This window comes from Leifsonia sp. 2TAF2 (assembly GCF_052115085.1).
Lineage (GTDB): Bacteria > Actinomycetota > Actinomycetes > Actinomycetales > Microbacteriaceae > Leifsonia.
Genome location: NZ_JBFRFY010000002.1, coordinates 637201 through 648641, shown reverse-complemented (window position 1 = coordinate 648641; position 11441 = coordinate 637201). Strand labels below are relative to the sequence as shown.

The following is an 11441-nucleotide window of genomic DNA, read 5'->3' as shown; positions in this document are numbered from 1 at the left end:
AGGCACCCACAGGTTGAGGGCGTCACAGCAATTGCGGCACCTCGTCCATCGACGTGAAAGTGATGGCGCCCGCGGCGCGGAGCGCCCGGCCCGGCGTAAGCCCGTCGACGAAGCCGAGCACCCGCATGCCGGCGGCGCGGGCGGCCCGCACTCCCGTCGAGGAGTCCTCGATGGCGACGCACGCCGAGGGCAGGACCCGCAGCATTCCGGCGGCCTTGAGGTAGACATCGGGTGCCGGCTTGCCATGCGGGACGTCCTGGGCGCTGACGATCCGTCCGTCGAAGTAGTCGAGAAGACCCACTCGCTGAAGGGAGCGCCGGATCCGCGGGTGCGCGCTGTTCGAAGCCACCGCTGTCGGTACCGTGAGTCCAGCCACCACCTCTTCCACGCCGGGGATCGCCCGCAGGTCCTCCCCCAGGGCACGCTCGTAGAGCGGGCGATACGGCTCTCTCCAATCCGCCGGCAGAGTTCCGACCAGCTGCTCCACTTCGGCGAGGTAGGCCGCCTCCGTCATGCCGACGAAGCGGGCGTGGATCTCCTCCAGCGTGAGCTCGACACCGAAATCCGCGAGCATGCGCTGGTCGATCGACACGATGGGCGCTTCGCTGTCGACGAGGACCCCGTCGCAGTCGAAGATCACCGCCGCCGTGCAGGACGTAACCCCCCTCTGCTCAGACAAGCGACGGGTCCTTGTCGCTGACGACGCTGGGGTGGGCGACCTCCGGAGCGGGCGACCACTCGCGGTGCCGTCGGGCGATCTCGAAGCCGAGACCCGGTCCGACCAGCCCGTCCAGTGCCATCTCCCGCGCCAGCGATACTGCGCCTGCAACTGTCGCGGAGTCGCGCAGCACTCCCGGCTCCAGCAGCACTGAGAGCCCCATGCGCGAGATGCGTTCCGCCACCCGTTCTGCGATCGCCGGGGCCTGACCGATTCCGCCACCCAGAATTACCTTGGTGGGGTTGGCGACGGCAACAAGAGCGGCGACGAGTAACGCCACACCGTCCGCCTGCCGATCGAGCACCTCCACCGCGGTGGGCGAGCCGTCGGCGGCTCGCGCGACGATGTCCTCCACCGACCGCGCCGGCGGCTCGCCTGCACCCCGGACGGCGTCGAAACGCTCGATCATCCCGGCCGCGTCGAGCGCATTCTCGGCGGACACGTACTCGCCGGGGTGCAAGGGCGACGGGAGGTAGCGCAGCTCACCCGCCTGGCCGCGGGAACCGCGCACGAGCCGGGCGTCGGAGACGATTCCGGCGCCAATGCCGACGCCGACCTGCAGATACGCGAAGTCGGGCTCCTCCTGTCCGGCGCCGCGGCGCAATTCCCCGAGCGCCGCGCAGTTCACGTTGTTCTCCGCGAAGAAGGCGGCCTCCTCCGGGATGCCCAGGCCGCCCAGAATGCGCTGCAGGTCGCCGGGGAACATCTCCCCCGGCTGCACCCGGTTCCAGTCCCGGAGTGTGGGCACCGCGCGGGACAGTGCGACGCAGGCGGCCAGCAGCCTCCGCCCCTCCTCGCTGACGCGCTCGATGAACCCGGCGATGGCCATCCGGGCGTCCTCGGTGAAGTCGGCGTTGGCGGTGTTGACCGGCTGACTCACCGCTACGTCCTCCTCATGGAGCACCTCGCCCCCCAGCGAGGTGGCGGCGAGCCTGATGTGGGTCGAACCGAAGTCGACGCCGAGCAGCCAGCCGGAGCGACGACCCAGGTCGTAGACGGAGGCCGCACGACCGGTGGGTCCCTGGTGCACGCTCGTCGGCTCCACGAGTTCCTCCGCGACGAGTTCCTCGACGGCAATCGAGATCGTCTGCTTCGACAGCTCCGTCGCCGCACTCAATTGCGGGCGGCTCGACGGCCCCATCGCCAGCAGCGCCGCCAGGGTCTTCCGCGCGCTTTCGCTCAATTCCGGCAGCGTCATCAGGGCTCCCCTCCCATCCAGCCACCTCTTGCGGCAACTTCGTTCGTTCGGCTACCATACTAAATCAGTTAGTTCGGTCGCTTGACGAACTAACCAGATATCGACCAGAAACGGAACAATGGACTTCGCTCAGCGCTTCTCCCACATCCCGTCCACCCTCGACGAGATCGCCGCCCGGCCGCTCTCCCCCGAGGCAGCCGAGCTCGCCCGTAGTGCGGGACGCGTCCGAATTGCCGCCATGGGCGGTTCGTACAACGCGTCGGTCGCCGCGGTCGAGCGCTTCCTGGAGCGCGGCATCGACGCCCGCGCCGAGCTCGCCTCGCACCTGGTTCACTCGAGCGCCGACACCATCGGCGCAGACGAGCTCGTCATCCTCATCTCCTACAGCGGCACCTCGGTCGAGACGATCCGCGCGGCCCAGGCGCTGAAGGAGCGCAACATCCGCACCCTGTGCATCACGAACGCGCCCGACAGCGAACTGGCCGAACTGTGCGATGCGACAGTCGACCAGGGGCTCACCGAGCTCACCCATACCCCGTTCGGCCCCTGGACGGCGACCTACCTCACGCTGTTCCGCATCGCCGCAGCCGCCGCCGGCGTGGACGCCATCCCCGCCGGCGATCTCGGCGCCGCGGCCGCCGCCGTGCTGTCCGCCGCAGACGGCATCCTGGCCCTGCAGCCCACCGCGCCGGCATATGCGGAGTTCTTCGGCCGCGGCGCCCTCGCGGCCACAGCCGTTCAGGCGACCCTCATCGTGCGCGAGATCGCGCGCGTTCCCGCCGCGGCGTGGGAATCGAGCACCTACCGTCACGGCCCCATCGAGGCCATCGCTCCTGAGCAGCTCTCGTTGGTGTTCGCCGCACGAGAGGGCCGTGCGGCCGATCTCGACGCCTCGTTCGCCGATGCCATTCGCGAAATCACCGGCCGAGTCGTCGTGGTCGGACCCGACGGCGCCGATGTGGCCGTCTCGATCGCCGACGAGTACCTCCCACTGGTGTCGCTCGTCGTGCCGTCAGTCCTCGCCTACGCCTGGGGCGAGCAGGCCGGCATCCCCGCGGGCGAGTTCCGGTACACCTCACACTCGATCACGGACGAGGCGGAACTGACCCGTGAGAACTGAGCACGCCTCCGGCATGGTGGGAGTCGACGTGGGCGGCACCAAGATCGCCGCCGGCTACATCGACGCCGCCGGCCGGCCCGTCGAGGTCGGCGTCCTGCCGACCACGCCGGGCGACGGCGCTGCCAACCTCGCCGCCGTCGCCGCACTCCTGGAGCGCCCCCAGCTCTCCGACGCACGGGTGGTGGGCGTCTCGATGGCGACCACCATCGACGCCGACGGCCGCCTCCGCGACCCTCACGGCTGGTTCGGCTGGCGCGGACTCGACCTCGAGCAGGCGCTGTCCGTCGACGGACGCACCCATATCGTCATCGCGGACGCCGAGGCCGGCGCCATCGGCGAGCACAGGTTCGGCGCCGCCCGTGGCACGACCCGTCCCCTGTATGTGACGGCGGGCACGGGCCTGGCCCACGCGTACATCGAGGCCGGGACGCCGTTGGAAGGCGCACACCGCTCGGCCTACTTCAGCGGCTACACCATCCCAGCCCGCTGCCCGTGGGAGCGCTGCGACGCGGCGAATGTCGAACGCATCTCGTCGGGCACCGCGATCGCGGAAGCATACTTCGGCGATGCCCGATCCGACGCCCGCCAGGTGTTCGCCGCCGCGGCAGCCGGAGACGAGCGGGGCGCCGACGTCATCGAGCACGCCGCCTGGCACCTCGGCGTCCTGCTGGCCGACCTGATGCTCATCTACGACCCCGAGGCGGTCGTCCTCGGCGGCGGACTCGGCAGCGGAGGCGCCGGCTACCTGGAGCGCGCGGACGCCATCGCCCGCGAGCACATCTCGGTCGAGCACACGCGCCGCATCCCGATCCTGCGCGCACAACTCGGTCCGGCCTCCTGCTGGGCGGGCGCAGCCGCCATCGCGGGCTCCCGCTCCCGAGCGACCGGCGAGACAGAAGGAGTGGTCCTGACATGACCGTCAACCGCACCGCCCCTGTGGCGATCCACCACGGGTCGACCGTCGAGGTCATCCCGCTCAAGCACTGGGGACGCCTGATCGGCGCGATCGTCGCGATCGCGGCCGTCGTCGCGCTGCTCTGGGTGTTCGCCACCAGCCGCAACGTGGACTGGGTCGCGGTCATCGCCTACCTACCGAACGCCGACATTCTTTCCGGGCTGCTGATCACCCTGGAGCTGACGGTGCTCGCCATGGTGCTGGGCGCCGCCCTCGGCACGGTTCTCGCCGTCATGCGCCTGTCGACGAACCCGGTACTCCGCTCGGTGTCCACCACCTACGTGTGGTTCGTGCGGAGCATCCCGCAGCTGGTGCAGATCTTGTTCTGGTTCAACATCGCGCTGTTCATCCCGACGCTGACCATCGGGGCCTGGTCCGTCTCCACCAACACCATCGTGACGCCGATCGTCGCCGCGACGCTGGGCCTCGGACTCAACGAGGCGGCATATATGTCGGAGATCGTGCGGGCCGGCATCCTCTCCATCGACCCGGGACAGCGCGAGGCCGCATCGGCGCTCGGCTACCGGCCCGGTCAGATCATGGGCCGGATCGTGCTGCCGCAGGCGATGCGGGTCATCATCCCGCCGTCGAGCAACGAGGTGATCGGGATGCTGAAGGCGACATCCCTGGTCTCGGTGATCGGCGCGGCCGATCTGCTCACCCGGGCGCAGTCGATCTCGTCCTCGAACTTCAAGGTCATCGAGCTCCTCTTCGTCGCGAGCTTCTGGTACATCGTGGCCACCACGCTCGCCAGCATCGGCCAGTACTACCTCGAGAAGCGGTTCGCCGCCGGCTCCCGTGCCGGCCGGCGCTCCGCCAAGCTCCGGACGGAGACCGAACAATGAGCATCCCCGACAAGGACGTCGTCGTCCAGGCGATCGGTGTCGAGAAGCGCTACGGCGACCACCACGTGCTCAAGGGCATCGACTTCGTCGCCCGGCGGGGCGAGGTGACGTGCATCCTCGGTGCGTCCGGCGGCGGTAAGTCGACCTTCCTGCGCTGCATCAACCACCTCGAGAGCATCGACGGCGGCGAGCTGCTCGTCGACGGCGAGCTGGTGGGGTACCGCGAGTTGAACGGCAAGCTCTACGAGATGCGGGAGCGGGAGACCGCGGAGCGGCGGGCGCGCATCGGCATGGTCTTCCAGCAGTTCAACCTGTTCGCCCACCTGAGCATCCTCGAGAACGTGGTTCAGCCGCAGCTGGTGGTCAAGAAGCGCTCGCGCTCCGAGGCCCGGGCCACCGCCGTCGAGCTGCTCCAGCGTGTCGGCCTCGGTGACAAGCTCTCGGCCTACCCCCGCGAGCTCTCCGGCGGCCAGCAGCAGCGGACGGCCATCGCCCGCACCCTGGCGATGAAGCCGGAGCTCATCCTGTTCGACGAGCCCACGTCCGCCCTGGACCCCGAACTCGTCGGCGAGGTCCTCGATGTGATGAGAGACCTCGCCGCATCGGGCATGACGATGATCGTCGTCACCCACGAGATCGGCTTCGCCCGCGAGGTGGCCGATCAGATCGCATTCTTCGACGATGGACGGCTCGTCGAAACCGCACCACCGCACGAGTTCCTCACCTCGCCGTCGACGGAGAGAGCCCGCAACTTCCTGAGAAAGGTCCTGTCATGACAACACGAAAACTTCACCCGCTCGCCCTCGCGGCGAGCGCCACCCTCGCGCTCCTCGCCCTCGCCGGCTGTAGCGCGCCGAGCGCGGGAGGAGCGGCCGGCACAGCGGGCGCGTCCTCCTCGTCCACCGACTGCACTGTCGAAGGGAAAAAGGTCGACCAGGTCGCGTCCCTGCGCTCGCAGGTGCCCGACTCCATCCTGTCCACCGGCCACCTCACCATCGCGACCGCCGGCGACGGGCCGCCCTACACCTACAAGGACGGTGGCAAGCTCGCCGGCCTCGAGATCGACCTGGGTCGCGCGATCGGCTGCACGCTCGGTCTCCCCGCCGACTTCAAGACCGTCGCCTTCGCCGGCATCCTCACCGGCATCCAGGGCGGCCGCTACGACCTCGGGATGTCGACCATCAGCGACACCTCCGAGCGCGAGAAAGTCATGAACTTCGTCAGCTACCAGACCGAGGGCACCGCGCTGGTCGTGGCCAAGGGCAACCCACACAAGGTCGACTCCATCGCCGATGCCTGCGGGCTCCGCGTCGCTGTCACCCAGGGCGGCATCACCCAGCAGCTGGTCGAGAAGCAGAACGCCCTCTGCTCGAGCAAGATGACCGTCACCCCGCTGCCTGCGGCGGCCGACGGCTACCTGGCCATCCGCAGCGGCCGTGCCGACGTCTTCCTCGACACGTTCGGCACCGCCATGTTCACCAGCGAGAACGGCAACGGAACCGGGGACCAGCTCGAGGTGGTGAAGGGCAAGCGCTACGGCGTCGGCTACCAGGCCATCGCGCTGCCGAAGAACGCGGACGGCACGAAGCTGACCAAGGCCATCGCGGCGACCGTCGACCACCTCATCGAGACCGGCGTCTACGGATCCCTGTACAAGGCGCGCGGCCTCGAACAGAACGAGATGAAGAAGGTAGCGATCAACGACGCGAAGAAGTACGAGAGCAGCTTCCTCGACCTCGACTGAGGCTTGAGCGCAGCGACCAGCGGGGCGGATCGATCGATCCGCCCCGCTGTGCTGTTCGCCCGGGTCGACAGCCGCAGCGAAGGTCGAGAAGGGCGCGGGCTGTGCTGCCTACGAGAACTTGCGCAGGAAAGCCTGTGTCCGGGAGTGCTGCGGTCGGTCGAACACCGCCGAGGGCGGCCCCTGTTCGACGATCACTCCGCCGTCCATCACGACGACACGGTCGGCGACGTCGCGGGCGAATCCCATTTCGTGCGTCACGACGATCATCGTCATCCCGTCGTTCGCCAAATCCCGCATGACATCCAGCACTTCACCGACGAGTTCGGGGTCGAGGGCGCTGGTGGGCTCGTCGAAGAGCATGAGCTTCGGCCGCATCGTGAGCGCACGGGCTATCGCGACACGCTGCTGCTGGCCGCCGGAGAGCTCGCCCGGGTACGCGTTCTCGCGTCCGGCCAACCCAACGCGCGCCAGCATCGCTGACGCACGCGGGGTCACCTCATCGCGAGGCTCGCGAGCCACGATGACCGGGCCTTCGAGGAGATTCTGGAGGACCGTGCGGTGGGGAAACAGGTTGAACTGCTGGAACACCATCCCCATCCCCGCGCGCTGGCGGGCGATCTCTTTCTCGGAACGCTCGACGAGATGATCGCCTCGCTCCTGATAGCCGACGATCTCACCGTCGACCACGATCCGGCCGGCACTGATCTTTTCCAGATGATTGACGCACCGCAGGAAGGTCGTCTTGCCCGATCCCGAGGAGCCGAGAAGACACACCACCTCGCCGGGGAACACATCCAGATCCAGCCCTTTGAGGACCGGCGTGATGCCGAAGTGCTTGTGGACTCCTGTCGCCGACACCATCGGCGTGCGAGAGGAAGTACTCATGTTCGGTCTCCACTTGTGATCGCGGTCGCAGCGGTCACCGGCTCCCGGGTCCCCGGCGGTTCGACGGCATGGACTCGCACCGCTTTGCGGAAGAACTCCATCACGGTGTTGGTCGGACCCGATGGTCCGCGCACCTGGTAGTGGCGCTCGATGCGCATCTGGATGATCGTCAAGATCGTGGTGACGATCAGGTACCACAGGCTCGCCACGATCAGGAGCGGGATGATCTGGTAGGTGCGCGCATAGATGATCTGTGCGCTGTACAGGAGTTCGGGCATCGCGAGCACACTGACGACGGACGTGGTCTTCAGCATGCCGATCGTCTCATTGCCGAGCGGCGGGATGATGACGCGCATGGCCTGCGGAAGGACGACGCGGCGCATGGTCACCAGCCGTGTCATCCCGATCGAAGCGGCGGCGTCCAACTGTCCCGCGGGTACGGACAGTATCCCGGCGCGGACGATCTCTGCCGTGTACGCGGCCTGGTTCAAGCCCAGGCCGAGCAGCGCGGCAGTGAAGGGAGAGATCACCGCGTTCGTGCCGACCTGGCCGAACAGGACGGACGTGAACGGGACACCCCAGCGCAGAGTCGGGTAGAGAGAGGAGAGATTGAACCAGAAGATCAGCTGCACGAGAAGCGGGGTTCCGCGAAAGAACCACACATACACGCCTGCTGCAGAGGCGACGATAGGGTTGTCCGCTCCTCGCATGACGGCGAGGAGCGTTCCCAGCGCTACGCCGCCCAGCATCGAGAAGAAGGTCAGCTCGATGGTCCACACCAGGCCCGACAGGATCTGCGGCGAGAAGAAGTACGCAGCAACGACATCCCACTGGAAATTCGGGTTCGTCACCAGCGCCTGCACCACCATCGCGGCGACGATCAGTACGATGACGCCCGCGATCCAGGATCCCGGCTTGAACCGTGCTCGCACTCGCAGAGGCGTGTACACCCCTGCCGTTCCGGCGGCAGAGCTCACGGCTGGTCCGCCTTGCCGCTCGTCGCCGGGTTCACATACGAGGTGGAGATCTTGCTCTTATCGAGCCCCCACTTCGCCAGGAGCTTCGCGTAGGTGCCGTCCTTGATCAGGGCGTTGACGGCGTCGGAGACAGAATCCGCCAGGCCCGTGCCCTTCTTCATGAAGTGGCCCTCGAGCCCGGCGCGGTAGATGGGTCCGACAACCACGAACTTCCCGTTCGACTGCTTCGCCTGGTAGGCCGACCCCGGGGTGTCGAGGAACGCCGCGTCGACGCGTCCGCTGCTCAACGCCAGGTTCAACGACGACGCATCGGGGAAGAGCGAGGTATCGATGGCCTTCTTGCCCTCGGCGGTGCACTTGGCACTCTGGTCGGCGAGGTCCTGCACCTGGAGCGAACCCTTGATCGCACCCGCCGGCCGGCCGCACAGCGAGCTGATGTCCTTGATCGTGCCCGCCGATTCCTTCTTGACGAGAAGGGATTCGCCGGAGCGGTCCACGCTGACGAAATCGACGACCTTCTCACGCTCGAGCGTGGGCGCTGCGGACGACGCGACGTAGTCGTAACGACCGTTCTGCACGCCCGGGAGCAGGGAGTCGAAGCCGCTGTTCACGAACTTCATCTTGATGCCCAGGACATTGCCGATCGCGTACGTGAGATCGACGTCGAATCCCTCGAAAGTCTGACCGTCGGCGCTCATGAACTCCTTCGGCGGCATGGTGGCGTCGGTACCCACGGTCAGCGTGCGGCCCCGGAAATCTGCGGGGACCGAATCCGCCAGATGCGCGACCGTGGCGACGGTGCCGATGCCGGCCACGGCGTTGAGGGATTTCGCCTCGTCCTTCGGACCGGCGGCGGACGTGCTGCAAGCCGACAACGCTGCCGCGATGCCGAACGCGACGAGCGCTACTGCCGCCGTCTTGCGAGGTGTGGTGTTCATGGTCATCCTTCGGGGTTGGAGTTGCTGGGGACGGGATACGGTGCGACCGCGATCGAACGTGCAAGCTCAAGAGCCCCGGTCACAGGAGACTCGGTGAGGATGGTTACTGAGGTACGTGGACTCGCCGCAAGGATGCGCGAGGCGATCCGCGCGGCATAGCTGCGCTGTGCGGAGGCGACGCCACCACCGATCACCAGGTTCTCGAGGGCGGCGCCCTTCTGTCCGACGGCGAGCACGAGCGCGGCGAGAGCATCGATCGCGTTCTCGAGGACCGTAGCGGCGACAGGCGATCCGTCTTCGGCCGCCGCGAAGATCGCCGGCGCCAACAGCGCCCACTGCTCGGCGCGGTCGAGCATCATCCGGTGCGACAACTCACCGACGGACTCCTGGCCGGAGGCGGCGATCAGGGCTCGCTCCAGAATCTGGTCGGGAACGCCGCCGTCGGCGGCGAGGAGCACAGCCCGCACGCCCTCGCGCACGAGGCCCGCCGCTCCCCCGTCGTCGCCCACCAACCAGCCCCAACCGCCGGCGTGCACTGTCCCGCCGTCCGGCCTGCTTCCGACCGCGATCGCGCCCGTGCCGACGATCAGTCCGACGGCATCCGGCCTGCCGGCTGCATGCGCGAGCAGACCGGCGTCATTGACCACACGGACGGGCACGTCCAGCCGGAGCGAGATCTCCTGGGCCAGGGCGGCGCACTGCTCATCCGTGTCACAACCGTGAGCTCCCACCGCCACAGCCTCGATGTGGCCCGTGACCGTGTCGGCGATCAGTCGCGTCAGCACACGCGCCTTGCCCGCCCAATCCTCGCCCCGCCAGCTGTCGGTCTGGACCACGACGTCCGTCACGACGAACCCCTCCGAACCGATGGCTCGGAGCGCGGTCTTGGATCCGCCTACGTCGATGCCGACGATGACGGCGTTCACGGCGCTCACACGGTACCGTCCACGACCTGCTGGACCGAGTCCACCTTGGTGTCGTAGCGCGTGAAGGCGCGCTCTTCGATGTCCTTGCCGATGGCTGCCGCAGTCAGCTGCACGAGCCGCTGGAGAAGCACGACCTCGACGTAGGCGCGTTGAGTGGCCGGCATGCGGGGGATGCGGACGATGGACGCGGGTGCACTCACGTCATCGTCGGCGATCAGCAGGATGGGGACCTCCTTCTCTGCCAGCTGTTCCGCGAGCAGTGCCTCCCGGCCCCCGCCGAGCAGGACGTGGCTCGTCGCAGGTCCTGCGCAGTCCATCGGGCCATGCAGGTAGGAACGCGTGTCCATCGCCATGGACGGCAGAGCCGGACCCTCCCGGAACAGAAGCCCTCCCTGCTCTGCCGCGGTCAGCTCTGCGGGACGGGCGACCACGTCGACGTACCCGCGCTCCGCGATCTCGGTTGCGAATCGTGCCAGCGTGCCCTCATTCGCCGCACAGATGTCCGCTGCGCGGGCCCCGATCCCCGCCCACGACGAATCATGGGGCTTCCCGGTCAGCCGCTCGACGAGGAGCCCGAGCGCGACGACCGTCGCGCTGAAGCCGATCGACGACATGCTGCTGTCGATCAGGTCACCGAGGCCGAGGACGCTCCCAGAGGCGGACGCCAGCGGCGAATCGGCCGCGTTGACGACCGCCAGCCGCATCTCGCGCGGGACCGTCAACAGCGCCTGGATGGTCTCCCTGCTGCGGCCTCCCTGCGAGATGCCGACGTACGCATCCGCAAGCGCGGCGGACTCGTCCGGGATGTCGGAGCACGCGGACCTCAGGGCGGTCACCCCGGCGGCTCGAAGTTCGTGCGTGGGTGTCGCGGCGGCCGCGTAGCTCGCGCCGATCCCGGCGAGCAGGATGCTTCGCCCGCGCAAGTGGTCGACGTGCCCTTGCTCGAACCAGTCCAGAACGGCCGGCGTCGCTCCGTCCACGACACGGGCCTGGGCGGCGACGCCCTCTTCGAACGTGAGCCACTTCTGGTGCGCCATACTTCTTCTTCCTCCATGCGTAAGCTGCTTTTTTAAAGTAGATTGCGTTAATAATGTGGACCGCGGCAGCACGCGTCAAGCCCTGAGCGCGGTTTTGG

12 protein-coding genes are annotated in these 11441 nt (G+C 68.0%); 5 read left to right on the top strand and 7 right to left on the bottom strand.

The genetic code is table 11. The features are described from left to right. Nucleotides 1-22: 22 nt before the first annotated feature. Both AB4Z18_RS15310 and AB4Z18_RS15305 read right to left on the bottom strand, forming a co-directional pair. Entirely contained in the window at nucleotides 23-679 is a 657-nt protein-coding gene (locus AB4Z18_RS15310; protein WP_441783597.1) for an HAD family hydrolase, read from the bottom strand. Further along, entirely contained in the window at nucleotides 672-1916 is a 1245-nt protein-coding gene (locus AB4Z18_RS15305) for an ROK family protein (protein WP_441783596.1), read from the bottom strand. Before AB4Z18_RS15305 ends, AB4Z18_RS15310 begins: the two co-directional genes overlap by 8 nt. Before the next feature lie 118 nt (nucleotides 1917-2034). Here AB4Z18_RS15305 and AB4Z18_RS15300 point away from each other — a divergent pair, with 118 nt between their 5' ends. The 5 genes from AB4Z18_RS15300 to AB4Z18_RS15280 are packed head-to-tail and all read left to right on the top strand — an operon-like array spanning nucleotide 2035 to nucleotide 6580. Beyond that, nucleotides 2035-3036, top strand: coding sequence for an SIS domain-containing protein (locus AB4Z18_RS15300; protein WP_441783595.1), 1002 nt, complete (start codon nucleotides 2035-2037; stop codon nucleotides 3034-3036). Continuing rightward, on the top strand, nucleotides 3026-3952 hold the full coding sequence (locus AB4Z18_RS15295; protein ID WP_441783594.1) for an ROK family protein: 927 nt from the start codon (nucleotides 3026-3028) through the stop codon (nucleotides 3950-3952). The genes AB4Z18_RS15300 and AB4Z18_RS15295 overlap by 11 nt, the downstream gene beginning before the upstream one ends. Further along, nucleotides 3949-4836, top strand: a complete 888-nt coding sequence (locus AB4Z18_RS15290) for an amino acid ABC transporter permease (RefSeq protein ID WP_441783593.1) — start codon at nucleotides 3949-3951, stop codon at nucleotides 4834-4836. Before AB4Z18_RS15295 ends, AB4Z18_RS15290 begins: the two co-directional genes overlap by 4 nt. Continuing rightward, nucleotides 4833-5612, top strand: a complete 780-nt coding sequence (locus AB4Z18_RS15285; RefSeq protein WP_441783592.1) for an amino acid ABC transporter ATP-binding protein — start codon at nucleotides 4833-4835, stop codon at nucleotides 5610-5612. Before AB4Z18_RS15290 ends, AB4Z18_RS15285 begins: the two co-directional genes overlap by 4 nt. After that, nucleotides 5609-6580: an ABC transporter substrate-binding protein gene (locus AB4Z18_RS15280; protein ID WP_441783591.1), complete on the top strand. Its 972-nt coding sequence runs from the start codon at nucleotides 5609-5611 to the stop codon at nucleotides 6578-6580. Before AB4Z18_RS15285 ends, AB4Z18_RS15280 begins: the two co-directional genes overlap by 4 nt. 108 nt (nucleotides 6581-6688) lie before the next feature. Here the strand turns inward: AB4Z18_RS15280 and AB4Z18_RS15275 are convergent, their stop codons facing one another. From AB4Z18_RS15275 to AB4Z18_RS15255, 5 genes are read right to left on the bottom strand one after another with little or no spacing between them, the layout of a single operon-like run. After that, nucleotides 6689-7465, bottom strand: a complete 777-nt coding sequence (locus AB4Z18_RS15275; protein WP_441783590.1) for an amino acid ABC transporter ATP-binding protein — start codon at nucleotides 7463-7465, stop codon at nucleotides 6689-6691. After that, nucleotides 7462-8442, bottom strand: coding sequence for an amino acid ABC transporter permease (locus tag AB4Z18_RS15270; protein ID WP_441783589.1), 981 nt, complete (start codon nucleotides 8440-8442; stop codon nucleotides 7462-7464). The genes AB4Z18_RS15275 and AB4Z18_RS15270 overlap by 4 nt, the downstream gene beginning before the upstream one ends. Next, a complete protein-coding gene (locus AB4Z18_RS15265) occupies nucleotides 8439-9380 on the bottom strand; it encodes an ABC transporter substrate-binding protein (RefSeq protein WP_441783588.1) in 942 nt (313 codons plus the stop codon). Before AB4Z18_RS15265 ends, AB4Z18_RS15270 begins: the two co-directional genes overlap by 4 nt. A 2-nt stretch (nucleotides 9381-9382) precedes the next feature. Beyond that, entirely contained in the window at nucleotides 9383-10315 is a 933-nt protein-coding gene (locus tag AB4Z18_RS15260) for an N-acetylglucosamine kinase (protein ID WP_441783587.1), read from the bottom strand. Continuing rightward, nucleotides 10312-11343, bottom strand: a complete 1032-nt coding sequence (locus AB4Z18_RS15255) for an SIS domain-containing protein (RefSeq protein WP_441783586.1) — start codon at nucleotides 11341-11343, stop codon at nucleotides 10312-10314. The genes AB4Z18_RS15260 and AB4Z18_RS15255 overlap by 4 nt, the downstream gene beginning before the upstream one ends. Nucleotides 11344-11441 lie beyond the last annotated feature (98 nt).